Source organism: Saccharomonospora cyanea NA-134 (assembly GCF_000244975.1).
In the GTDB taxonomy this organism is placed as follows: Bacteria; Actinomycetota; Actinomycetes; order Mycobacteriales; family Pseudonocardiaceae; genus Saccharomonospora; species Saccharomonospora cyanea.
The window spans coordinates 563,831-588,394 of the sequence record NZ_CM001440.1 but is presented as its reverse complement, the minus strand read 5'-3'; the positions used below and the strand labels follow the sequence as shown (position 1 = coordinate 588,394).

General features: G+C 70.5%; 19 protein-coding genes. 5 read left to right on the top strand and 14 right to left on the bottom strand.

Annotation, left to right across the window (positions count from 1 at the left end; all coding sequences use genetic code 11):
• Nucleotides 1-168: 168 nt before the first annotated feature.
• Complete coding sequence (locus SACCYDRAFT_RS02980) at nucleotides 169-1,392, bottom strand: NADP-dependent isocitrate dehydrogenase (protein WP_005453460.1); 1,224 nt, start codon at nucleotides 1,390-1,392, stop codon at nucleotides 169-171.
• 237 nt (nucleotides 1,393-1,629) lie between these two features.
• Here SACCYDRAFT_RS02980 and SACCYDRAFT_RS02975 point away from each other — a divergent pair, with 237 nt between their 5' ends.
• On the top strand, nucleotides 1,630-1,818 hold the full coding sequence (locus SACCYDRAFT_RS02975; RefSeq protein ID WP_005453458.1) for a DUF1918 domain-containing protein: 189 nt from the start codon (nucleotides 1,630-1,632) through the stop codon (nucleotides 1,816-1,818).
• A gap of 314 nt (nucleotides 1,819-2,132) precedes the next feature.
• Nucleotides 2,133-3,362: an MFS transporter gene (locus tag SACCYDRAFT_RS02970; protein ID WP_005453456.1), complete on the top strand. Its 1,230-nt coding sequence runs from the start codon at nucleotides 2,133-2,135 to the stop codon at nucleotides 3,360-3,362.
• Between the two features lie 54 nt (nucleotides 3,363-3,416).
• Here the strand turns inward: SACCYDRAFT_RS02970 and SACCYDRAFT_RS02965 are convergent, their stop codons facing one another.
• From SACCYDRAFT_RS02965 to SACCYDRAFT_RS02950, 4 genes are read right to left on the bottom strand one after another with little or no spacing between them, the layout of a single operon-like run.
• Nucleotides 3,417-3,899, bottom strand: coding sequence for a GtrA family protein (locus SACCYDRAFT_RS02965; protein ID WP_005453455.1), 483 nt, complete (start codon nucleotides 3,897-3,899; stop codon nucleotides 3,417-3,419).
• A 5-nt stretch (nucleotides 3,900-3,904) separates the two neighbouring features.
• Nucleotides 3,905-4,216, bottom strand: a complete 312-nt coding sequence (locus SACCYDRAFT_RS02960) for a DUF3017 domain-containing protein (protein ID WP_005453453.1) — start codon at nucleotides 4,214-4,216, stop codon at nucleotides 3,905-3,907.
• Nucleotides 4,213-5,067, bottom strand: coding sequence for a bifunctional methylenetetrahydrofolate dehydrogenase/methenyltetrahydrofolate cyclohydrolase (locus SACCYDRAFT_RS02955; protein WP_005453450.1), 855 nt, complete (start codon nucleotides 5,065-5,067; stop codon nucleotides 4,213-4,215). Before SACCYDRAFT_RS02955 ends, SACCYDRAFT_RS02960 begins: the two co-directional genes overlap by 4 nt.
• Complete coding sequence (locus tag SACCYDRAFT_RS02950) at nucleotides 5,064-6,098, bottom strand: DMT family transporter (protein WP_083844724.1); 1,035 nt, start codon at nucleotides 6,096-6,098, stop codon at nucleotides 5,064-5,066. The genes SACCYDRAFT_RS02955 and SACCYDRAFT_RS02950 overlap by 4 nt, the downstream gene beginning before the upstream one ends.
• 124 nt (nucleotides 6,099-6,222) lie before the next feature.
• Here SACCYDRAFT_RS02950 and SACCYDRAFT_RS02945 point away from each other — a divergent pair, with 124 nt between their 5' ends.
• A complete protein-coding gene (locus SACCYDRAFT_RS02945; protein ID WP_005453447.1) occupies nucleotides 6,223-8,748 on the top strand; it encodes a TNT domain-containing protein in 2,526 nt (841 codons plus the stop codon).
• Between the two features lie 624 nt (nucleotides 8,749-9,372).
• Here the strand turns inward: SACCYDRAFT_RS02945 and SACCYDRAFT_RS02940 are convergent.
• A complete protein-coding gene (locus SACCYDRAFT_RS02940; RefSeq protein ID WP_005453445.1) occupies nucleotides 9,373-10,503 on the bottom strand; it encodes an epoxide hydrolase family protein in 1,131 nt (376 codons plus the stop codon).
• A 62-nt stretch (nucleotides 10,504-10,565) separates the two neighbouring features.
• On the opposite strand from SACCYDRAFT_RS02940, the gene SACCYDRAFT_RS02935 reads away from it, so the two are divergent.
• Entirely contained in the window at nucleotides 10,566-11,549 is a 984-nt protein-coding gene (locus SACCYDRAFT_RS02935; RefSeq protein WP_005453435.1) for a helix-turn-helix transcriptional regulator, read from the top strand.
• On the opposite strand, the gene purH is transcribed toward SACCYDRAFT_RS02935, so the two are convergent.
• The 7 genes from purH to SACCYDRAFT_RS02900 all read right to left on the bottom strand — a co-directional run bounded on the left by purH (nucleotide 11,550) and on the right by SACCYDRAFT_RS02900 (nucleotide 20,283).
• Complete coding sequence (purH, locus tag SACCYDRAFT_RS02930; protein WP_005453432.1) at nucleotides 11,550-13,130, bottom strand: bifunctional phosphoribosylaminoimidazolecarboxamide formyltransferase/IMP cyclohydrolase; 1,581 nt, start codon at nucleotides 13,128-13,130, stop codon at nucleotides 11,550-11,552.
• Nucleotides 13,127-13,744, bottom strand: a complete 618-nt coding sequence (purN, locus tag SACCYDRAFT_RS02925) for a phosphoribosylglycinamide formyltransferase (protein ID WP_005453430.1) — start codon at nucleotides 13,742-13,744, stop codon at nucleotides 13,127-13,129. Before purN ends, purH begins: the two co-directional genes overlap by 4 nt.
• Before the next feature lie 71 nt (nucleotides 13,745-13,815).
• Nucleotides 13,816-15,012, bottom strand: a complete 1,197-nt coding sequence (locus SACCYDRAFT_RS02920) for a cell division protein PerM (protein ID WP_005453429.1) — start codon at nucleotides 15,010-15,012, stop codon at nucleotides 13,816-13,818.
• Between the two features lie 101 nt (nucleotides 15,013-15,113).
• Nucleotides 15,114-15,920, bottom strand: a complete 807-nt coding sequence (locus SACCYDRAFT_RS02915; protein ID WP_005453427.1) for a DUF5336 domain-containing protein — start codon at nucleotides 15,918-15,920, stop codon at nucleotides 15,114-15,116.
• A 250-nt stretch (nucleotides 15,921-16,170) separates the two neighbouring features.
• The gene (gene sucD / locus SACCYDRAFT_RS02910; protein ID WP_005453424.1) at nucleotides 16,171-17,058 is read right to left on the bottom strand and encodes a succinate--CoA ligase subunit alpha; all 888 of its coding nucleotides are present in this window, start codon (nucleotides 17,056-17,058) and stop codon (nucleotides 16,171-16,173) included.
• A 5-nt stretch (nucleotides 17,059-17,063) separates the two neighbouring features.
• Nucleotides 17,064-18,233: an ADP-forming succinate--CoA ligase subunit beta gene (gene sucC / locus SACCYDRAFT_RS02905; protein WP_005453423.1), complete on the bottom strand. Its 1,170-nt coding sequence runs from the start codon at nucleotides 18,231-18,233 to the stop codon at nucleotides 17,064-17,066.
• 220 nt (nucleotides 18,234-18,453) lie between these two features.
• Complete coding sequence (locus SACCYDRAFT_RS02900; RefSeq protein WP_005453421.1) at nucleotides 18,454-20,283, bottom strand: hypothetical protein; 1,830 nt, start codon at nucleotides 20,281-20,283, stop codon at nucleotides 18,454-18,456.
• Nucleotides 20,284-20,882: 599 nt separating this feature from the next.
• Here SACCYDRAFT_RS02900 and SACCYDRAFT_RS02895 point away from each other — a divergent pair.
• Nucleotides 20,883-21,593, top strand: a complete 711-nt coding sequence (locus SACCYDRAFT_RS02895; RefSeq protein ID WP_005453419.1) for a M23 family metallopeptidase — start codon at nucleotides 20,883-20,885, stop codon at nucleotides 21,591-21,593.
• Between the two features lie 281 nt (nucleotides 21,594-21,874).
• On the opposite strand, the gene pcrA is transcribed toward SACCYDRAFT_RS02895, so the two are convergent.
• Entirely contained in the window at nucleotides 21,875-24,355 is a 2,481-nt protein-coding gene (pcrA, locus tag SACCYDRAFT_RS02890; protein ID WP_005453417.1) for a DNA helicase PcrA, read from the bottom strand.
• Nucleotides 24,356-24,564: the final 209 nt, after the last annotated feature.

Here is a 24,564-nt window from a genome sequence, read left to right as displayed (position 1 = left end):
AACACCGTGCCGACGACCACCTGGGCACAGAACTCCACCCTGCGCCACGGCGACAGCCTGCGCGCGACCGTCCAGCTCCTCCCGGTCGCGTCCACGATCCTCATGGGGCCATCCGAACGCAGAAGGCCCCGACCGGCGGCTACCGGTCGGGGCCTCGATGCGGGTCCGTCAGCTCTGGGCGATCTTGTCAGCCAGGTTGCGGTCCAGCGTCGCGAGGAACTCCTCGGTGGTCTGGTACGGCGTGTCGCCGCCGACCAGCAGAGCGAGGTCCTTGGTCATCTTGCCGCTCTCGACGGTCTCGATGACGACCTTCTCCAGCGTGTTGGCGAAGCCGACGAGCTCGGAGTTGTTGTCGAGCTTGCCGCGGTGCTCCAGCCCGCGCGTCCACGCGAAGATCGACGCGATGGGGTTGGTGGAGGTGGGCTTGCCCTGCTGGTGCTGGCGGTAGTGGCGGGTCACCGTGCCGTGCGCGGCCTCGGCCTCCACGGTCCTGCCGTCCGGCGTGCGCAGCACCGAGGTCATCAGGCCCAGCGAACCGAAGCCCTGCGCCACGGTGTCGGACTGCACGTCACCGTCGTAGTTCTTGCAGGCCCACACGTAGCCGCCCTCCCACTTCAGGGAGGCCGCCACCATGTCGTCGATGAGCCGGTGCTCGTAGGTCAGCCCCTTGGCCTCGAAGTCGGCCTTGAACTCGTTGTCGTAGATCTCGGCGAAGGTGTCCTTGAACATGCCGTCGTAGGCCTTGAGGATGGTGTTCTTCGTCGACATGTACACCGGCATGCCGCGGTCGAGGCCGTACTGCAGCGAGGCACGGGCGAAGTCCTCGATCGACTTCCGGTAGTTGTACATGCCCATGGCGACGCCGCCGCCCTCGGGGAAGTTGGCGACCTCCAGCTCCATGGGCTCGGAGCCGTCCTCGGGCGTGTAGGTGATGGTGACCTTGCCGGGGCCGGGGACCTTGAAGTCGCTGGCCTTGTACTGGTCACCGTGCGCGTGACGGCCGATGATGATCGGCTTCGTCCAGCCGGGTACGAGCCGGGGGACGTTCGAGATGATGATCGGCTCGCGGAACACGACACCGCCGAGGATGTTGCGGATGGTGCCGTTCGGGCTCCGCCACATCTTCTTGAGGCCGAACTCCTCGACGCGGGCCTCGTCGGGGGTGATGGTGGCGCACTTGACGCCGACCCCGTGCTTGGCGATGGCGTTCGCCGCGTCGACCGTGATCTGGTCGTCCGTGCGGTCCCGCTCCTCGATACCGAGGTCGTAGTACTCGAGGTTGACGTCGAGGTACGGGTGGATGAGCTTGTCCTTGATGAACTTCCAGATGATGCGGGTCATCTCATCGCCGTCGAGTTCGACGACGGTGCCCTCGACCTTGATCTTGGCCATGAGCGGGAACGCTCCTCTCGCGGGTCATCGCGGTTCGTCGGCATTTAGCGGTACAAGCGTACTGGTAGACGCGCACCACATGGCCGCGCACCGGGGTTACCCAGCGGTAATATCGGGTTTTCTGGTCGCCCTCCAAGGCTATCCCTCGCCGCGAGGCGGCCGGGCCCGGCCGAACCGCCGTCGAGTCGCCCCTCACCCACCGCGCTCCTACCCTCGAAGGTGCGGAGGTGGTACGCGATGCATGCATCCGTGGGAGACACGATCCGCGTCCACGGGCGCACCGTCGGCGCGGGCGAGCAAGAGGGCGAGATCATCGAGGTCCGGGGAGAACACGGCGAGCCGCCGTACCTCGTGCGGTTCTCCGACGGCCACGAGGGGCTGATGTTCCCCGGCCCCGACTGCGAGGTCGAGGCACACGCCGAATAGCCAAGCACGGCAACCACACCCGAACCCCGGTCGCTGTCGCGGCCGGGGTTCGTTCTGCACGCCACCTGCAGAAAACACACGTTCTCGCGACTAAACCCCATCGTGTGCAGGGTCACTCTCATACGGGATGACAGGCGGCCGCTGTCTGGTTGAAACTAGACGTCAGACAGATCCGGCGACGACGAAGTCAGGGCGTCGATCCGACCCCGCCGGAATCTCTCACTTCTTCTTCCGGCGCAGTTCTTGATCGATCCAGTATCGATCGGTAGTCCGCGTACCGAACTCAGTTCTCCACATCCCCCGAAGGGAGCCTCGTGCCCATCGCGCTGCTCGCGCTCGCGATCGGTGCCTTCGGCATCGGTACCACCGAATTCGTCATGATGGGTGTGCTGCCCGAGATCGCCCGCGACCTCGGCATCTCCATCCCCACGGCAGGCAACTTCATCACCGCGTACGCCCTGGGCGTCGTGGTCGGCGCACCGCTGCTCACCGCCGTCGCAGTGCGGCTGTCACGCAAGACGATGCTGCTGTCCATGATGGGCGTGTTCACCATCAGCAATGCCCTGTTCGCCTTCTCCCCAAACCCCGAGACGGGCATGTTGTTCCGATTTCTCGCCGGACTCCCCCACGGCGCGTTCTTCGGAGCCGGAGCAGTCGTCGCGGCCACCCTCGCAGGCCCGAAGCGCAGGGCCAAGGCCGTGTCGATGATGTTCCTCGGCCTGACCCTGGCCAACGTCATCGGCGTGCCCGCGGGCACCTTCCTCGGCCAGCAGGTCGGCTGGAGGGCGACGTTCGGTGTCGTCGCGCTGATCGGTGTCGTGGCGCTCGCCGCGATCGCCAAGCTCGTCCCCCACCAGCGCCAGACGACGAACACCTCGCTGCGTGGCGAGCTCGGCGCCTTCCGCAAGCCCCAGGTGTGGTTCGCGCTCGCCATCGTCACCTTCGGTCTCGGCGGCGGATTCGCCAGCCTGAGCTACGTGTCCCCCGTGCTCACGGACGTGTCCGGGTACGACGGCACCAGCGTCACGCTCCTGCTGTCGCTGGCAGGCCTCGGCATGACCGTCGGCAACGTGCTCGGCGGCAGGCTCGCCGACCGCTTCCCCCTCCCCGGCCTGTACGGCGCCCTGACCGCCCTGGCCGTCGTGCTGCTGACGTTCACCGTCACGGCTGACAGCAAGATCGGCGCCGCCGTCACGCTGTTCCTGGTCGGCATGACCTCGTTCATGGTCGGCCCCATGATGCAGGCCCGCATCATGGAGAAGGCCGGTGGCGCGCAGTCGATGGTGTCCGCCGCCGTGCAGTCGGCGTTCAACATCGCCAACTCCATCGGTGCCTACCTCGGAGGCCTCGCCATCGCCGGTGGCTTCGGTCTCGTCTCCCCCAACGTGGTGGGTGCCATGCTGGCCGTCGTCGGCATCACGCTGACCGTGGCGTCCAGCATCTTCGACCGCAAGCGGACCCCCGCCCCCGCACCCGCGGTCGAGGACACCGAGCTCGACGTCGAGCTCCCCCGGGAATCCCGACCCGAACCCGTCGCGGCGTGATGCCCCCACACACGTCGTGAACCGCCCGAAAGGGGCGCTTCGGCCATCCCCCCGTCATGGCCGAGGCGCCCCTTTCGGCGTTTCGGGGACACCTTCCGGGAAGACCCAGCGCCGGAACGCCCAGAACCGCCACGACATCGCCAGCGCCACTCCCAGCACCGAACCGCTGAGGAAGTCGGCCACCTCCTGCGTCACCAAATCGACGTGCGGGCGTTGCAGGCCGACGACGTAGCGCGAGACGTACAGCGGGATCACGTTGACGACCAGCGCCACGGCGCTGACGGCGAAGAACAACGCCGCCTCGTGCGGACGCTGGTGGCCACCCCGCTCCCGGAACGACCACTCGCGGTTGAGCACGTACGAGACGATGGTGGCCACCAGGATGCCGACGCCCTTGGCCGTCGTCGGATGCTCCACGAGCACCGTGAGCTTGAGCAGGTACCAGACCGTGTTGTCGACGACGAACGTGAACGCCCCGACGGTGACGAAGCGGGCCAGCTCGCCTCTCCTGCCCGGCACCGGGCCCCGCCCTGCCACGCCGCTCAGCGCAACGGCCCGCCCGTGATCGTCAGAGCCACGAACAGGATCAACAACCCGAGCCCCGCGTAGCTGAGCACGTCGACGGTGCGCGTCCGAATGGTCAACAGCGCCAGGTTCCGATGTGCCAGGGCCGCGCGCAGCACCGCCGCCACGAGCAGCGCGCCACCGATGAGCACCGCGCCCTCCCGCCAGTGATACATCGCGATGCGCAGCAGACCGAACGCGACCAGCGCCAGGACGGCGGCGAACGGCAGGTACTCCACCAGTGCGTTTCCCGGCCTGCGGGGCTTGCGGGTCTCCACGGCGGTGCTCACGGTCGCGCGGCGCGCTCGGCGGCCTCGACGACGTTGGACACCAGCATCGCTCTCGTCATCGGCCCCACCCCGCCGGGGTTCGGGGCGACGAAGCCCGCGACCTCCTCCACACCCGGTGCCACGTCGCCGGTCAGCTTGCCGTCCACCCGGGACACGCCCACGTCGAGCACGGCGGCACCCGGCTTGACCATCTCGGCGGTGACGAGGCCCGGCGAGCCGGCCGCCGCGATGACGACGTCCGCGCGTCGCACCTCGGCCGCGAGGTCGCGCGTGCCCGTGTGGCACAGGGTCACGGTGGCGTTCACGTCGCGGCGGGTCAGCAGCAACCCCATGGTCCGGCCGACCGTGATGCCGCGGCCGACGACGGTGACCTGCGCGCCCCGCAGCGGCACGTCGTAGCGGCGCAGCAGCTCGATGATGCCCAGCGGCGTGCACGGCAGGAACCCGGGCTCGTTCAGCACGAGCCTGCCGAGGCTGAGCGGCGCGAGCCCGTCGGCGTCCTTGGCCGGGTCGATGCGTTCGAGCGCGGCGCCCGAGTCGAGGTGCTTCGGCAGGGGAAGCTGCACGATGTAGCCGGTGCAGGCCGGGTCGGCGTTGAGTTCGTCGATCACGGCGTGCAGGTCGTCCTGCGAGATGTCCGCGGGCAGGTCCCTGCGGATGGAGTTCACCCCGACCTTCGCGCAGTCGGCGTGCTTCATCTTCACGTACGCGTGCGACCCGGGATCGTCACCGACGAGCACGGTCGCCAGGCCAGGGGTGCGGCCTTGCTCGCTCAGCGCGGACACCCTCGGTGCCAGCTCCGCGAAGATCGCGTCCTTGGTGGCCTTGCCGTCGAGAATCGTCGCCGTCACGGCGCCGATTCTTCCAAAGGCCGCCCGCCACCTCGTCGACCGCCCACCGTCGCGACCACCACGGCGACGAGTGCCACCCCGCAGCCGACCAGCGTCGCGGGGCTGACGCCGCCTCCCGTGGCCGGGACCACCAGGTCGAGCACCACCGAGCCGATGAGCTGCCCCGCCACCGAGGCCAGGCCGAACAGCAGCACGCCCGTCCACGAGACGAGCACCGACGCCACCGCGATGAACACCACCCCGAGCAGCCCGCCCGCGTAGAGCACCGGCTCGGCGGGGAACACCTCCGGCAGTGCACGGTCGGAGGTCGACAGCGAGACGACCCACGCCACCACCAGCGCGGTGGTCCCGACCGTGAAGTTCACCAGCGTCGCGGTGAGCGGGCTGCCCGCCGCCTCCCCGACCCGGCCGTTGAACGCCTGCTGCACCGCCATGCCGACACCGGCGGCCAGTGGCAACACCAGAGCCCACACGCGGTCGGCCTCGGCGTCGAGGAGGTCACCTCCCACGGCGACGCCCACCGCCGCCACCATGATCAACGCGCCGAGGACGCGGGGCCAGGTCACCGCACGCACCCCGGCGGGCCCGAGCCCGAACCGGTCCACGGCGAGGCTGCTCACCGTCTGACCCGCCACCACCCCGACGGTGAACATCGCGACGCCGATCAGCACCACCGTCACCGACTGCCCCAGTACGTAGGTGGCGCCCGCGAGGCCGCCGAGGAAGTGCCAGGGCCGCAACACCTTCGACCGCAACGCCGAGGAGACCCGGCGAAAGCCCGTCCGCATCCGGCGGGAGAACGGCAGGGAGCAGAACAACAACAGCAGGCCGCCGCCGAAGGAGATGACCGCCGCGAGGACGGCGTCGCCGAGTTGCCTGCCCAGTTCGCCGTTGACGCGGCTCTGCACCGCCATGCCGACTCCCGCGACGACGGCGATGACCAGGCCCAGTAGCTCACGACGTCGGCCACCCGATCGGAATGACGCGTCCGAGGGGCCACCCGCCACCGCGCGGGCACGTTCAGTAGCCATTACGCTCTATTGTTGGTCGCTATCCCATTCCGAGGTTGCTTCGATCCGGTGAAATGTGGCGCTCCGCACTCGGCTACGGGGCTCGCAGGACGTAAGTTGCCGAAAGGACCGCGACGATCTGCACATGTGCCGTGCATCCGCGGCGTTCATTAGCCAAGATGTTGACGTGGCTCTACCGACCCAGCTGAACGCAACCGAGCAGGACACCCTGGTCAAGCAGATCGGTCTTTCCTTGCTACGGGCTGCCCCGCGCGACTGGCGCCGGGTGACCGTCGAGTACCGCGCCGTGGGGAGGTACCACGAACTGACGGGTGAAACCGTCCTCTCCGACGGAACCACCCAGGAGTGGGTCGCCACCCACGACATCGCCAGTCTGTTCGGCCGGTTGCGCTCGGGCATGTACCGCGAGGGGCGGGGCACCTGGTTCAACGCCCGCTACCAGCTCGACCACCCGTCGAGCTACAACCTCGAGTACGACCGGGAAGAGCCGACCTGGGACCTGGCTCCACCACCCCAGGCGTACGCCGACGAACTGCGCATGTTCCCCCGTTCCGAGGAGAACGTGCCCGACTGGCTCATGCGCCGGATGGCGGGCCTGGGGCCCGAACGACCGGGGCCGCGTTTCCGGATGGCCCGGATCTTCGACGGCGCGGGTGCAGGCGGACGCCCCGTCGTCAACCGGCCGGAGCTGGACATCGAGGAGCAGGACAGGCTGCTCGACTACCTCGACGGCGCCCCTGTGGTGGTGCCCGGCCGGGGATACGACCTCGACCGGCTCGCGGCCAACGCCGAGAGCACCGTGCCCATCGCGTTCCACAGTGACGGGACGTGGATCTGGCCCGCGGCCGTCAACTACTACCTGCGCGAGTACGGGATCTCCCCCGAACCGGAGTTCGTGCAGCACGTCCGCGCGAACGGGTTCAGTATTCCCGACGTGCCCGACGCCGTGCGGCAGGCGGCGGCGGCACACGTCTCGCGGGGCGCGCCGCCGCCACCGCAGCGTCCCGCCGCGCCCGCCCCCGAGCAGGAGCACCCGTCCGAGCAGGCGGAGTCCGCACAGCACGCGCCCGTCGAGCAGCGACGCGAGCCCCAGGAGCCGTACGAGCAGGAACCGCCCGAAAGCGACGCCGAACGCACCCGCCTCGCCGCACCGGTGCCCGCCTCGCCGCAGGGCTTCGACGCCGAGCGGCGAGAGCCCGACGAACACGACGACCAGCACTTCCAGGAAAGCGACGCGGAGCGCACCCGTATCGCCGCACCGCCTCGGTTCGCCGAGGCCGAGGCGGCATCCGGGGACGCCCACTACGACGAGGGCGGCTACCCCGAGAAGCCGTACGGCCAGGAGTACGACGAGAAGTACGACCAGAAGTACGACCATGGCCGGCACACCCGGGAGCACTACGCCGAGGAGCGCTACGAGGGCCGGGAGTACGAGGACGAGGGCTACGAGGAGGAGCAGCACCACGGCCACCCGCCGCAGCCCGACCACTCCGTCGACGCCGCGACCACGTTCACCCCGGCCGCGGCGCTCGACGACGGGCCGCCCACGACGATCACCCCGGCACAGCCCCCGGCCGACGCCCCGGCTCCCCCGGAACCCGAACGTGAGCGCCCCCGCGCGGCCGAACCCGTCGCCCAGCAGCGCACGGACGAGCAGGCCCCCGCGCCCGCCTACGACGACGGCCCGCCCACCGAGTACTCGCCGGGCCCCCTGGTTTACGACGAGCCGGTGCTGGAGGAACTCCAGGACCGCCTCGAGGAGCTGGGCGTGCCCGCCACGGTGTACCGCATCGGCGAACCCGCCGAGCGGGGCTGGGCGTTGGAGGAAGCCGGCGAGGGCTGGCGGGTCGGCTGGTACGACGACAAGCAGCTGACCAGCCCGGCGGTGTTCGGCGACGTGGAGGACGCGGCGGCGTTCATGCTCGGCAAGCTGCTGCTCGCACCCGAGGGCATCGCTCAGGAGGCGCCTCCGCAGCCGAGCTCCGACAGCGGCACACTGCCCCGCCCGCCCGCACCGCCGCAGCGAGTCACCGCGACGCTGCCTTCCGACGTCGCCACGGGTGCGCGGCCGCCGGCACCTCAGGAGGTGCAGAGCGAGCAGCGGGGGCCCACTCCGCCCAGGGAGGAACCGCGCAGGCAGCAACCGACGCCTCCCGCGCCACCCGTGCCTCAGGCCCAGGGCGGGCCCACGCCCCCGCCGTCGACACCGCCGTCGGCCCCGGCCGCACCGCCCCACCGCGAGACGCAGACACCGCAGAACGGCCAGGCTCAGGGCGCGCCGGGCGGTAAGGGAAGCCAGTGGCCCATCCAACCGATGCCGGGCGAGCCGCCACTCACGCTGTTCCGGGGCAAGGAGATGCGCGAGCTGCCCGTGGGCAGCGAGCTCGACCGCTTCGGCTCCTCCAACGGCAACCTCACCTACGCCGCGGGGACGCCGTTCGAGGAGCGCTCGCTGGTGCCCGAGTGGGTCAACCGCCCGTACCACGTGTACCGGGTACAGCGTCCCCTCCGCGTGCTCGCCGGTGTCGCCATTCCGTGGTTCAACCAGCCCGGCGGTGGCGCGGCCTACCTGCTGCCCGCGTCGATCGACGACCTGCTCGCCGACGGTGACCTGATCGAGCTGGAGCCCAGCGACCCGCCGGTGGACTGACCCGCCCGGACAACGGCGAGAAACCGGCGCGGCGGGTGACCGCCGGGAACTCCGCGCCCGGGTGGAGAAGCGGCTCCGGCCGGAACAGCTCCACCCCGAGTTCCTCGGCGGCCACCGGGCCCAGCCACGGCGCCCCCACCACCGCGGCCCAGGAACCCCACGCCGCCACCTCGGTGAGCAGGGCGAACGGAAGTGACGTCGAGTCCCGGACCGCTACCGTGACGCCTGCGCAACCCTTCGCGAGGTGGCAGACCGGCGAGAGCGAGTGCTGCGGGCAGCGTCCGCCCCGACACCTTCGCGCGCTCGGCGGCACCAGCCGGCTCGCTGGCCGTGCTCACGCCAGGCGGGGATGCCGACCGCGCGACGGTACCCCTGGACACTCCCGTTCGCTCCGGCCGGATCCTCGTCACCGAGCCCTCGTACAACTCGGCTCCGAACAGCCCTTCGGACATCGACTTCACCTCCCCCCACACTGACTTCGCGCGTGCCGACCACAGGCCGACAGGCGTTGGTGGCGCCTCGAGGAAGACGGCAGTCGAACGTGTGTTCGACCACTTCAGTAAACGACGGTGCCCCCGCACTGTCAAGCGGGGGCACCGAGTCGAGTGACACCGAACGCGCTGCTCAGCGCACCGAGCCGAAGAACGTCCGCAGGTCCGCCACCATGAGCTCGGGCACCTGGTGGGCGGCGTAGTGACCGCCACGCTCCAGTTCGGTCCAGTGCACGAGCTTCGAGTGGTCCCGTTCGGCGAAGCGCCGGATGGTCTGGAAGTCCTCCGGTGGCATGGCCAGCCCGATCGGCACGGTCGTCGGCTCGGCGGCAGGCTCCACGCGAGCGTTCTCGTAGTAGAACCGTGCCGCCGAGGCCGCCGTCCCGGTCAGCCAGTACAGCGTCACGTTGTCGAGCGTGAAGTCGGCGTCCACGGCCGCGCCGAAGAGCTGGCCGTTCCACGCGAGCTGCCCCACGGGCGAGTCCTGCAACGCGAACGCCAGTGTCTGCGGCTGCTGCGCCTGGAGCGTGTTGAACGCTCCCATCTTCTCCCAGAACCAGTTCAGGTGCTCCAGCGCGGCGGCCTCCTGCTCGCTGAGATCCGTCAGCTCGGCCGGGTCACCGCTGGGGAAGGAGAAGATCTGGGTGACGTGCACGCCCACCACGTTCTCCGGTGCGACCCGGCCCACCTCGGGCGACACCATGGACCCACCGTCGTTGCCCACGGCGCCGTACCGGGTGTAGCCGAGCCTGCGCATCAGCTCGGCCCAAGCCGCCGCCACGCGCCGGACGTTCCAGCCCTTCTCCTTCGTCGGCCCCGAGAACCCGAACCCGGGCATCGACGGGATCACCAGGTGGAACGCCTGCGAGGGGTCACCGCCGTGCGCCCTCGGGTTGGTCAGCGGCTCGATCAGGTCGAGGTACTCGACGAACGAGCCCGGCCAGCCGTGCGTGAGGATCAGCGGCAGCGCGTCGGGCTCCGGCGAGGTCACGTGCAGGAAGTGGATGTTCTGCCCGTCGATCTCGGTGGTGAACTGCGGGTAGGCGTTGACCCGGCGCTCGAAGGCCCTCCAGTCGTAGCCGTCCGCCCAGTACTCGGCGAGCGCGCGCACGTAGTCGACCGTGACGCCGTACTCCGCGCCCACGCCCGGCAGCTCGTCGGGGAACCGCGCGGCGCGGATCCGGCTGCGCAGGTCGTCCAGGTCGGCCTGCGGAACGTCGATGCGGAAGGGGCGGATCGCGGTGTTCTCGGTGCTGTTCGTCATGTCTCACAAGCTACGGACCCTTTAGGCACGCTTCGTTCCTAAAGAAACGCGACACTGAAAAAATGTTGGAAACCTCGGCACGCCTGCTTCGACTGCTCGCTCTCCTCCAGACCCCACGCGAGTGGCGGGGAACGGAGTTGGCCGCACGACTGTCCGTCTCACCCCGAACGGTGCGCAACGACATCGAACGGCTCCGCTCGCTCGGATACCCGGTGCACGCGACCCGCGGCTCGTCGGGCGGCTACCGGTTGGAGCCGGGCGCCGACGTTCCACCCCTGCTCCTCGACGACGACGAGGCGGTGGCCGTGGCGGTGGGCCTGCGCACGGCGGCGAACGGCGGCATCGCCGGCATCGAGGAGACCTCACTGCGCGCGCTGGCCAAGCTCGAACGCGTGCTGCCATCCAGGCTGCGACACCGGTTGAACGCGCTCACCACGTACACGACGCCGGTGCCGAGGGACGACGGCGGCCCCACCGTGGAAGCGGACGTGCTGACCAGCGTGGTCACGGCGGCACGCGACCACGAGACGCTCCGCTTCGACTACCGCACCCACGACGGTGAGCCGGCGCGCCGCATCGCGGAACCCCACCGGGTCGTCACGTGGGGACGGCGCTGGTACCTGCTGGGCTGGGACGTCGAGCGCCAGGACTGGCGGACCTACCGGGTCGACCGCATGGTGCCGCGCGTGCCCACCGGGCCCCGGTTCACCCCGCGTGAGATCCCCGGCGGCGACGCGGCGGCGTACGTCTCCAGTGGGGTGTCGTCGGCGGCGTGGCGGCTGCACGCCCGCGTCGTGGTGCACGCTCCGGCCACGGTGCTCGCCGAGCGCGTCTCACCGGCCGTGGGCGTGGTCGAGGCCGTCGACGAGCACACGTGCGTGCTGCACACCGGCGCCGACACCGTGGACGTGCTCGCCGTCCACCTCGGACTGCTCGGCGCGCCCTTCGAGGTCACCGACCCACCGGAACTCGTCGCGCACGTGCGGGAACTGGCCCGGCGGTACGCCGCCGCCACCCCGGCGGTACCGGACGACGCCGGTGGGTGATCAGTGGGTGAAGTGCCGGGTACCGGTGAAGTAGACGGTGGCGCCCGCGGCCTCGGCCGCGGCGATCACCTCGGCGTCCCGCACGGAACCGCCGGGCTGCACCACCGCACGCACCCCCGCGTCGAGCAGGACCTGGAGGCCGTCGGGGAACGGGAAGAACGCGTCCGAGGCCGCCACCGAGTTCTTCGCGCGGTCACCAGCCCGGCTCACCGCCAGCCGCGCCGCGTCGACCCGGTTGACCTGGCCCATGCCGACACCCACGGTGGCCTGGCCGTGCGCGAGCAGGATGGCGTTCGACTTCACCGACCTGATGGCCCGCCACGCGAACGCCAGATCGGCCAGGGTGTCGGCGTCGACGGCCTCACCGGTGGCGAGCGTCCAGTTGGCCGGATCGTCACCCTCGGCATCGATGCGGTCGGCGTTCTGCACCAGCACACCGCCCGAGATCGGCCGCAACTCGGTGGTGTCCGACCACGCCTGCTCAGGCAACCTCAGCAGGCGGATGTTCTTCTTCCGCCGCAGCACTTCCAGCGCATCGGCGTCGAAGTCGGGGGCGAGGACGACCTCGGTGAACACGTCGGCGATCTGCTCCGCCAATTCGAGGGTCACCGGCCGGTTGGCGGCGATGACTCCACCGAAGGCGGACACGGGATCACACGCGTGTGCCTTGCGGTGCGCCTCGGCGATGTCCATGCCCACCGCGACGCCACACGGGTTGGCGTGTTTGATGATCGCCACGGCGGGTTCGGAGAAGTCGAACGCCGCACGGCGCGCCGCGTCGGTGTCGACGTAGTTGTTGTACGACATCTCCTTGCCGTGCAACTGCTCGGAGAACGCGAGCCCCGTCGGAGCCGAACCGCGGTAGATCGCCGCACGCTGGTGCGGGTTCTCGCCGTAGCGCAGTACGGCGTGACGCTGCCACGTGGCGCCGAGGAAGTCGGGGAAACCGCTCTCGTCGGCGTCGCCGTCGGGCGCGTAGGCACTCGCGAACCAGGAGGCCACCGCCGTGTCGTAGGCCGCCGTGTGTGCGAACGCCTGCGCGGCGAGGCGCCGGCGCTCCGCGAGTTCGAACCCGCCGTCGCGCACCCGCTGGAGCACCCAGCCGTACCGCGACGGGTCCACGACCACCGCGACGCTCGCGTGGTTCTTCGCCGCCGCGCGCACCATCGCGGGTCCGCCGATGTCGATGTTCTCGACGCACTCGTCGGGCCCGGCACCGGAGGCGACCGTGCTCTCGAACGGGTAGAGGTTCACCACGAGGAGATCGAACGGAGCGATGTCCAGCGAACGCAGCTGCTCGACGTGCTCCTCGCGCGTCGTGTCGGCGAGCAGCCCGGCGTGCACCCTCGGGTGCAACGTCTTGACCCTGCCGTCGAACGACTCGGGGAACCCGGTGACCTCCTCGACGGGTGTCACGGGCACTCCGGCGTCGGCGATGACCCGCGCCGTGCCGCCCGTGGAGACGATCTCCACCCCGGCCGCGTGCAGCCCCGTCGCCAGTTCCAGCAGTCCGCTCTTGTCGGACACGCCGATCAACGCTCGCCGCACGGGCCGCTGTCCCGCCGGGGTCCGCTCGCTCACGAGAACCTCACCTTCCGTCCGTCCACCGTGCACCCCGCACGGCCAAGTTTCGCGATGACGTCCACGAGCAGCCTGCGCTCGACCGCCTTGATGCGCTCGTGCAACGTCGCCTCGTCGTCCTGGGGCTCCACGACCACGGCTTCCTGCGCGATGATCGGCCCGGTGTCCACACCCGCATCCACGAAATGCACCGTGGAGCCGGTGACCTTGACTCCGAGCTCCAACGCGTCGGCCACGGCACGGATGCCCGGGAACGCGGGAAGCAACGCCGGGTGGGTGTTGATCACCCGGTTGGGGAAGCGGGCCAGGAACTCCGGCCCGAGGATCTTGAGGAAGCCCGCGGAGACCACGAGGTCGGGCCGGTGGGAGGCGACGGCCTCGGTGAGGGCCTTGTCCCACGCCGCGCGGTCGGGGTGGTCGGCGACCTTCACGGTGAACGACGGCACGCCCGCACGCTCGGCCCTGGCGAGGGCCTGCGCTCCCTCCCGGTCGGTTCCCACGGCCACGACCTGAGCCGGATAGGACTCCTCGGCCGCCGCGTCGAGCACGGCCTGCAACAGGGTTCCCGAACCGGAGGCGAGGACCACCGTCCTCGCCCGCGCCGGAAGCCGCAAACGGATAGCCAGTGGGTTCTCCTCGCCGGGGGTGCGCTACGCGCACGGCAACTGAGCTGGTGGCCTCAACCCTAAAGGCCCCGCCGCCGTCGTGGACGCCGAGGGGTGCGGCCCGAACGCCTCTTTCGGCCGGTCAGCCACACCACCGCGCTGCCGGGCACGACGACGAAGCCGAAAGCCGTGAGGGAGAACACCTCGGCGCGAAGCGCCACGGGATCGTAGAGGCCACCGCCGAGCGAGCCGCCGGTGAACGCGGCCACCACAACAGCGCAGAACCCGCACACCACCCCGGCCACGAACACCGCGCGCAGCCTCGCACCTGCGAACTCGTCGACGTCGCGCAGAGACCAGCCCACCAGAGCCCCGACGAGCACCGGCACCACCAGCAACAACGGCCACCACGCGCCGTACTCCGCGGGCAGCCCCGCCAGCAGCGGCACCGCGGGCACCGGCCCGGGGGTCATCGCGAACGCACTCACCGACACCTGTCCGAGCGTGAAACCACCGCCGGTGAGCACACTGGTCGCGAGCACCACCGCGTTTGGCACGTAGGCGATCGACAGCAGCGACATACCCACCGCGCTGCCCTTCTCGGGGGAGAAGGCGTCGAACAGCTCCCCCAGCGTGGGCCACGCCGCCACCGTCGCCGCCACGAAGACGAGGGCACCCAACCCGAAGAGAGCCCCGAACGCGGCGAGTCCGGCGCGCATCCCGCGCACGGCCAGGGGATCGAGGCGGTCAAGCCATCCGCCCGATGCGGCGGCCACCCCCGACAACGCCGCCGCGGCGGCCAGGACGGTGGGCAACACGATCGCCTCGGGAAAGCTCGCCTCCACAGCCGCCCCGGTGGACACCCCGACGAACGCGACGGCGGTCAGCGCGTGTGCCCCCGCCACCACACCCACCACCGGAAGAGCGCGGGCGAGAAAACCCGCATGCCGCCCGTCGAGGTCGTCGAGACGACGAGACGCCGACGACGACGTGCGGAACACGAGGAACACGACGGCGAAAGTCGGCAGCAACGGCAGCACGCCCAGCGGCGCGCCCACGATGTCGAGCGGTACCTGGTACGCGGCCAACCACACGGGACAGGCCGCGGACAGCACACCTGTCGCGGAGAACTCCGCTCGCGGCGCGAGGGCCGTCACCACCACCAGCAGGCTCGCCACCATGGCGTACCCGGTGACGATCGGGCCGACCGCGGCACCGAGGAGCACGCGGACGCGGTCGAACCCCACGTCACTCTCGGCCACAGTCGGTCTGCCCATGGTGGGCACCCTCGCACCTGTCGTCGGTCAGGAGGACGAGCCACGCCGCCACCGCCGACGCGGTGGGACGGGGCTCACCCTCCTGAGACACATCCTGCGACTCAACTCCCGGAGGGGTTCGAGCCACCCTGCTGACCGGTCTGGCCGGTCTGGCCCGACTGGGGGTTCGACTCGCCCGACGGCTGCTGGAAGAACTGGCCGTGCTGCGGCGCGTACGTGGTGGGCTGCTGCTGCACCGGCTGCGCGAACTTGGTGGGCTGCGCACTGCCACCCGACGTCTCCGGCGACGAACCCGGCTGAGGCTGCTGGGGCTGCTGAGGCTGCTGGGGCTGCGGGCCCGACTGCGGCCCCTGCGGGGTGGCGCCGAACTGGGAGTGCTGCGCAGGCTGGGGCTGGCCGAAGCCGCCCGTCTGCGGGCCGAAGCCCTGACCGTACGGCTGGGGCTTCGGCGCACCGGGCTTGATGACACCCGCGTCCAGCAGGTACGCGGCGACCGCGGCGCCCATCTGCAGGAGACCGAAGATCAGCACCAGCACACCGCCCGCACCGAGGTCTCCGGTCTGGAACACGGTGAAGAGGAAGGCCAGGACGACCCCCACCGACAACACCGCGGGCCAGGGTCCCGGCTTCGCCTCACCAGGCAGGTAGCCGACGACGGCGATCAACCCGGCGACGAGCAGCAGGGCGGGAATCCAACCCGCCCCCGCCTCGTAGAAGCTGGAGCTCCCGCCGAGGTTCGCGAAGGCGAGGAAGAGGTTGAGCACCCCGAGGCCGCCTGTCACCAGCAGGAGGATCTGCGGCAGCGGCAGCGCCGGACGTCCGGCGGACGGTGCCCCCGGGTACGGCTGGTTCGACTGCTGCGGGCCCTGACCCGGGAATCCACCCGGCGTGCCGCTCGGGAAGGTCATCCGTGTTCTCCTGTCGTCTCGAGCTCGAAAACGCGCGGTCGGCCGACGGCACGGCGCGGGCGCGATTCCACGACCGTGCAACCCGTTCGAGTGTGCCGACTTCTCGCCCACCTCTTCGACGCGGGAAGGCCGTGTCCGGTTTCGCTGTTCCGCTGCCTTTTTACACAGACCGGCCAGGACAAGGAACGGGGCCGGGCACACCGCGTGCCCGGCCCCGTTCCCGAAGACGGCATCACAGCCGTCGTCCGCGTCAGAGCGCCTTGTACAGCTCGCGCGCGAGCTCGGCGGTCTCGGTGGGGGTCTTGCCGACCTTCACACCGGCGGCCTCGAGAGCCTCCTTCTTCGCCTGCGCCGTACCGGACGAGCCGGAGACGATCGCACCGGCGTGACCCATCGTCTTGCCCTCGGGCGCCGTGAAGCCGGCGACGTAACCCACGACGGGCTTGGTGACGTTGGCCTTGATGTACTCGGCGGCCCGCTCCTCGGCGTCCCCGCCGATCTCACCGATCATCACGATGACCTCGGTCTCCGGGTCGGCCTGGAACGCCTCCAGCGCATCGATGTGCGTGGTGCCGATGATCGGGTCGCCGCCGATGCCGATGGCCGTCGAGAACCCGATGTCCCGCAGTTCGTACATCATCTGGTACGTCAGCGTGCCCGACTTCGACACCAGGCCGATCTTGCCGCGACCGGTGATGTTGGCCGGGATGATGCCCGCGTTGGACTGCTCCGGCGAGATGATGCCCGGGCAGTTCGGACCGATGATGCGTGTCTTGTTGCCCTTGGCGCACGCGTGGGCCCAGAAGGTGGCCGAGTCGTGCACCGGGATGCCCTCGGTGATCACGACGGCGAGCGGGATCTCGGCGTCGATGGCCTCGATGACCGCGTCCTTCGCGAACTTCGGCGGCACGAAGATCACGCTGACGTCGGCACCCGTCTCCTTCATCGCCTCGGCGACCGTGCCGAAGACGGTGAGGTCCTTGCCGTTGATGGTGACGGTCTGACCCGCCTTACGGGCGTTGACGCCGCCCACGATGTTCGAGCCCGCCGCCAGCATCTTGGTGGCGTGCTTGGTGCCCTCGGACCCGGTGAGGCCCTGGACGATGATCTTGGATTCGCTGTTCAGGAAAATCGACATGTCTCTCACGCACCTGCCGAAGCCAACTCGGCGGCTTTGTCGGCCGCGCTGTCCATCGTGTCCACCAGCGTCACGAGCGGGTGCGCCGCCTCGGCGAGGATGCGGCGGCCCTCCTCGACGTTGTTGCCGTCGAGCCGCACCACGAGCGGCTTGGTCGCCTCGTCGCCCAGGATCTTCAGCGCCTCGACGATGCCGTTGGCCACCGCGTCGCACGCGGTGATACCGCCGAAGACGTTGACGAACACGCTCTTGACGTCCGGGTCGCCCAGGATCACGTCGAGCCCCGCCGCCATGACCTCGGCCGACGCGCCGCCACCGATGTCGAGGAAGTTCGCGGGGCGCACACCACCGTGGCGCTCACCCGCGTAGGCCACGACGTCCAGCGTGGACATCACCAGTCCGGCACCGTTGCCGATGATGCCGACCTGCCCGTCCAGCTTCACGTAGTTGAGGTCCTTGGCCTTCGCCTTGGCCTCCAGCGGGTCCTCCGCCTCGACGTCGACGAAGTCGGCGTGCTTCGGCTGCCGGAACTCCGCGTTGTCGTCGAGCGTCACCTTGCCGTCGAGCGCGACGATCTCGTCCTTCGGGTCCCGCACCAGCGGGTTCACCTCGACGAGCGTGGCGTCCTCGGCGACGAACGTCTCCCACAGCTTGACGATCACCTCGGCGGCCTTCTCCCGAACCGCTTCGGGGAACTTCGCCTCGGTGACGATCTCGCGTGCCTTGTCGAGGTCCACACCGGTCAGTGGGTTCACCGGGACCTTCGCCAGCGCCTCGGGGCGCTCGACAGCGAGCTGCTCGATCTCCATGCCACCCTCGGCGGAGGCCATGGCCAGGAACGTGCGGTTGGCACGGTCGAGCAGGAACGAGAAGTAGTACTCCTCGGCGATCTCGGATGCCTCGGTCACCAGCACCCGGCGCGTCACATGTCCCTTGATGTCCAGCCCGAGGATCGCCCGGGCCTTCTCCACTGCCTCGGCCGGATCGGCGGCGAGCTTCACCCCGCCGGCCTTGCCCCGGCCGCCTGTCTTCACCTGAGCCTTGACCACCACCTGGCCGCCGATCTCCTCGGCCGCCCGGCGGGCTTCCTCGGCCTCACCGACCACGGCTCCGGGCAGTACCGGAACGCCGTGGGCAGCGAAAAGCTCCTTCGCCTGATACTCGTAGAGGTCCACTACTTCCGTCTCCTGACGACACGCCAATGTGGTTTTCGTAAAACCGTGCTGCCGGACGCCGTTGACCCTATCGACCTGCCCGGCGGCGACGTCGCCCACGTCAGGTGAACTCGGTCACCGCACCCCCTCTGACCTGGGCGGTGTGGCGCAGATCGCGCTCGCCGACGACCACTCTGACACTATCGGGTGATAACGATCGCGTACCCTGCGACGCGCCCGGTCACGCCCGCCGGTGACCGAGTACGGCGATCGTCGCGCACGCGGCGAGGGCCACGGTCGCCGCGAGCGAGAACCACAACCCGAGACCCGCCGACGACCCCTCGATCTCGCCACCGACCAGAGGCACGGTGGCCGCCCGCAGGCCCACGACGCAGGCCGCACCCGCGAGCAACGCCGCCGCCCGCGAGGGCCTGCTCCGCACCGCGAGCGCGCAAGCACCCGTCACCGTGAGTACCGCCACGACGAGGCCCCAGGTCGGCGGGCCCACGTCGGACCACAATCCCGTCTCGACGTACTCCGGCGCCGTCACCATCGGGGTCGCGAACGCGGCGACGGACAGCACCGTCGCCGCCGTCAGCGGGGTGAGCATCCGAAGCCCCACTCCCGACACCCCGCTCGCGGCACCGGAAACGTCGTCGCCCTCGTCGAGGTCCTCGCGTTCCACGACACCCGCCACGACCGAGCAGCACGCGGTGACCACAGCTCCCACCATCGCCAGCCAGGCCCACAGCACGCCGGGCCCCGAGCCGATCGACTCCGCCGTCAGGTACTCCCGAAGCTGTGGCCCGCCGGGGCCGGGCGCGGACCAGACCGACGGCGTGTACCCACTGGTGAGGGCCGTGTCCAACACCGCGGCGGCGGTGAACGGAACGCCCGCCCAGGCCACCGACACCGCCGGCCGCACCACCGGGGCGAGCCGGTCGACCAAGAGCGCGAGGCCGAGCACACCGAGCACGAACCCGGCCGCGAACAACAACCATCGCGCGGGGCTCTGCGGTGCGGGCCCTTCGCCGCTCACCTGCACCTGCGGCAGCAGTGCACCCGCCACGGCCAGCGCGCCGGTCACCGCCGCGAGCACTCCGGTGGCGACCTCCAACCTGCGCCGCCCCGGCATCCGAGCCCCCTCCCCCGACACGTCACCGGCCTCACGACCGGACGAGTCGGAGCCGAGAGCCGCCAACAGGCCGAGCCCCGCGACACCCAGGACGGCCAACACCGAGCCCGCGCCGACGTCGAGGGAGGGCATGGCCAGGGCTGCCACCAGCGGAGGCACGCCCACCGCCGCGAGCGCGAGCGCGAGCCCGGCCAGCGCGCCGCGCGCCACGGCCGCCTCGCGGCAACTCGCCACGAGCAGCACCACGCCGACGGGGAGCGCGAGCGCACACAGCACGCCGCCCACGAGCTCCATCCCCGGCCCCTCGAAGGCGTTCTGCGCGAGCAGGTACACGTCGTCCGAATAGAACGGCGTCATCAGCAACCCGCACGCCCCGACCACGGCGACCGGCAGGGCGACGAGCAGGTACCGACGTCGCCACGCCGCGACGGCACCGCCGAGGTCCTCGGTGCCGAGCGGGTCGGAGCCCGACCACTCGACGCGCAGAGCACCGAACGCCAACAGGCCCGAGGAAATCGCGGCCACGTGCCCTGCGAGCAGCGACCACAGACCGAGCCGGGGCTCGGGCAGGGACAGATCGACCGGCAGGTACAGCTCCGGCCGGGACGCCACAGACGGGTCCACGACGAGTTGGAGATCGGCCACGGCCGCTCCCGGAGCGAGCACGGCAGCGCCCAGCAGGACGGCGGCAGCCGCACCGGGGCGCGAGCGCGCGACGAGCACGCAAGCCGGCACCACGGGAACGACGGCGAGCACCACGAGCAGCGGGATACTCGCGAAGCCGCGTTCCGCTCCCTCCAGCACCGGCGCGATCCCGCCCGCGACCCGGAGGGCGGCGCCGACGAGTGCGACGGCCAGCGCCGCACGCACCAGGCGGGGGTCGGGACCTGACGCCGAAGGCTCGGGCGGACCACCCGCGGCCGGCGTAGCGGTCACGTCTCCGCGTCGCGTTCCGATGGTCCACCCCCGTGACGGATCTGCGGCACGCGGCGCATCCGGGCACGGTCGCCCGCGCCGCGAGGACTTCCGGCGACGAGGGTAGCCGGGAGGGCTTGCCGGGAGGGCTCACCGGGCTCGTACGACGGACCGGCGGAAACCCGAAGATCGAGACCTCTCCGGCACCGTTTCAAACCTCCGGTTGCCTAACTGTAACGCACATCACACACCATCGGTAAACCCCTCTCTACCTGTCGTCATGAGGGGACGAGCGCGCCGCGACGACCCTCTGTCGCACCCCGGCCGCGATCCGCATCTTGCCCCCAGCGCCACCATTTCGTTACTGTCCCGCAGTCCCCATTACGGTCAGATCACGAACCGCGAGCGGTACCCCCGACACCGCTCAACCGGGTCCCCCCGCCCGGTGGCTCGCGAACTGGCTCCCCCGAGTAACGGAAGGCGCTGTCTTGGCTCGACATCGCTCCCCCGGCGGCCAAGGTCCTTCCCCGGCACTCGAAGAAGCACTGGACAGTGCTGTCATCCGTGCCCGGGGTTCTCACCGGCTTCCCGCGCCCTCGTCGGCGCTGCGGGGCCGCGTGATGGTGGCCGCCGTCGCGGCAGGCGCGTTCGCCGCCGCCGCCGCAGGACAGACACTCCAGGCCGCGTCCGGCGACTCCACCGAGCGCCAGACCGACGTGACCCCCTTGGCCAACGCGAGCGACGCGAACGCGGCCATGACCACCGGAGGCGCCGCGGGCGTCGGTGGCAACGCTCGCGCAGGCGCACCGGTCCTGCTCCAGATGGCCGACGCCCCCACCGACGCCTCCGCCGAGGCGCAGAAGCTCACCGAGAGCGCCGAGCTCACCGAGGAGCGTCTCGAACGCGAGGCGGAGGAGCGTCGCAGGGCCGCCGAGGAGGCCGCCCGCCCCAAGTTCGTGACCCCCGCCCAAGGTGTGTTCACCTCCGGCTACGGCGCCCGCTGGGGCACCACCCACTACGGCATCGACATCGCCAACAGCATCGGCACCCCGATCGTCGCCGCCGCTGACGGCACCGTGATCGAGGCGGGACCCGCCAGCGGCTTCGGCCTCTGGGTTCGCGTCCAGCTCGACGACGGCACGATCCACGTCTACGGCCACATGGAGAGCTACTCCGTCTCCGTGGGCCAGCGGGTCAAGGCCGGTGAGCAGATCGCCGTCATCGGGAACCGGGGCCAGTCCACCGGCCCGCACCTGCACTTCGAGGTTCACCAGAACGGCCAGAAGATCGACCCGCAGGCCTGGCTCGCCGCCCGCGGCGTCTACCTCTGACCGCGACACCACCGAGCTCACCGAGCTCACCGAGCTCACCGAGGCGAGGCCTCGCCGCCCGGCGAACCCCTCTTCGAGCACCCACGCGGCCCGGGAGTCCACCGACCCCCGGGCCGCGCCGTGCGTCGCGCCTGTCCCCGAGCCGGACACCACCCCGGCTGTGACGCGACCCGCCATGAACCCCACTCCCGTCGAACCTGTGTTCGAGGAAGACAGTAGCGGGAGCCACCGACAAAAACCGCCTCCCGCGCAGCCGGTACGCGGGAGGCGTGGAACACGGCCTAGAGCTTCACCATCGGGACGCTACCGATCAACATGAGGCGCACGGTTCCCGCGCTGCCGAAGTCGATGGTGGCCGTGGCCCTCGGCCCCGCCCCCTCGGTCGCCACCACGGTGCCCAGCCCGTACTTGTCGTGGTTGACCCGGTCGCCCACGTCGAGTTTGAGCGCCACCGCGCTCTTCCACCCGTCGCCGCGCCTGGACGGCACGCCTCGGAACGACGTGGTGCGCATCCCGCCCGCCGCGATTCCGGCCTGCGCCGAATCGGAGCCGATGCCCGGCCTGCTTCCCCACGTGGTCGCCGCCCGGGGCGAGCCGGTCTCCCGCGACGGCGCCTGCCTGCGCCAGTCCAGGAGTTCTTCGGGGATCTCGTCGAGGAACCGTGAGGCCGGATTGCTCATCGGCTGGCCCCAGGCGGTACGCACCAGTGCCCTCGAGACGTACAACCTGCGCTGGGCACGCGTGATGGCCACGTAGGCGAGCCTGCGTTCCTCCGCCAGCTCCTTCGGCTCACCGAGGGCCCGCAGGTGCGGGAACACGCCGTCCTCCCAGCCGGTGCAGAACACCACCGGGTACTCCAGCCCCTTGGCCGTGTGCACGGTCATCAACGTGACCACACCCTGGTCGTCCTCACCGTCCTCGTCGTCACCGCCGTCCGGCGACGGGATGGAGTCGGCGTCGGCGACCAGCGACACCCGCTCGAGGAAGGCGGGCAGCGAACCCGGCTCCGGCACATCGGCGTCCTCGGTGTCCGACTCCGCCGCCACGGTCTGCGCGAACTCCGTGAACTCCCTCGCCACCGTGACGAGCTCGTCGAGGTTCTCCAACCGCGAGGCGTCCTGCGGGTCCTTCGACTCCTCCAGCTCGGCGCGGTACCCGGTGCGGTCGAGCACCGCCTCCAGGACCTCGGCGACGTCCGCGCCCTCGGCCACGAGCTCGCGTAGCCCGTCGACCAGCTGCACGAACCCACTGATCGCCTTCTGCGAGCGCGTGTTCAGCAGGGGGACGCGGCCTTCGACGGCGTCCCGCAACGCGGCGGCGAACGAGACGCGTTCCCGCTCGGCGTGGGTGGCGACCACGGCCTCGGCACGGTCGCCGATACCCCGCTTCGGCACGTTGAGAATGCGGCGCAGGCTCACCGTGTCGTCGGGATTCGCCAGCAACCGCAGGTAGGCCAGCGCGTCCCTGACCTCCTTGCGCTCGTAGAACCGCACGCCGCCGACGACCCGGTACGGCAGCCCGAGCCGGATGAAGATCTCCTCGAACACCCGCGACTGGTTGTTGGTCCGGTAGAAGACGGCGACGTCGGAGTACTTCGCCTCCCCCCGGTCGGCCAGCGCGTCGATCTCCCCGGCCACGAAGGCGGCCTCGTCGTGCTCGTTGTCGGCCACGTAGCCCACGATGCGCTCGCCGTCGCCCGCGTCGGTCCAGAGCCGCTTGTCGCGGCGGCCGGGGTTGCGGGCGATGACGGCGTTGGCCGCCGACAGGATCGTCTGGGTCGACCGGTAGTTCTGCTCCAGCAGGATGGTGCGCGCGTCCGGGAAGTCGCGCTCGAACTCCTCGATGTTGCGGATGGTCGCCCCGCGGAAGGCGTAGATCGACTGGTCGGCGTCACCGACGACGCACAGCTCCGACGGAGCCACGCCCGTCTCGGTGGGCGCGGTACCGACCAGTTCGCGCACCAGCGTGTACTGCGCGTGGTTGGTGTCCTGGTACTCGTCGACGAGCACGTGGCGGAACCTCCGCCTGTAGTGCTCGGCCACGTCGGGGAAGGCCTGGAACAGCTCGACGGTCCGCATGATCAGGTCGTCGAAGTCCATCGCCCCGGCCTGTGCGAGCCTGCGCTGGTACTCGCGGTACGCCTCCGCCGCCCTGCGGTCGAAGTCGCTCGCCGCCACGTCGGCCGCCGCGTCCGGGTCGACGAGCTCGTTCTTCCAGTTCGACACGTGTGTGGTGAGCGCCCGCGCGGAGTACCGCTTGGGGTCGAGGTCCAGGTCCCGGCCCACCAACGTCATCAACCGCCTGCTGTCGTCGGCGTCGTAGATGGAGAAACTGGACGTCATCTCCAGCGTCTTCGCCTCACGTCGCAGCAGGCGCACGCACATCGAGTGGAACGTCGACACCCACATCGCGCCCGCGCGGCGACCGACCAGGTCGGCGACCCGGTCGCGCATCTCGGCGGCGGCCTTGTTGGTGAAGGTGATCGCCAGGATCTGGCCCGGGTGCACGTCCCTCGCGGCGAGCAGGTAGGCGATCCGCCTGGTCAGCACGCGGGTCTTGCCGGAGCCGGCCCCGGCGACGACGAGCAGCGGACGGCCCTGGTGCTCCACGGCCGCGCGCTGGGCGGGGTTCAGATCGTCCAGTAGCTCGGCGTGCGTGGCCGGAGACACCGCCTGCGAGCCGTTGGCTCCGTTGGCTCCGTTGGCTCCACTACGCCCGTTGCGGCCCGCGGATTCGGGGGGAAGGTCGAACAGGGTGTTCATGGTGAGTGAGTGCACCTAACGACGTGCCTGGCGAGCTGACGTGCGCAGACGCTACTCGATACCGCCGACGACGGACGGATCGACCACAGCGCGGTCTCCCGACCACACCGCGTGCACCGAGCACGGTCGCGACACAGCGTCCGCAGCAGCTGCCCGGCCTGGGGAGGGACGGACGTATCGATGTTAGTCGTCGTACCCGGACGCCCGTA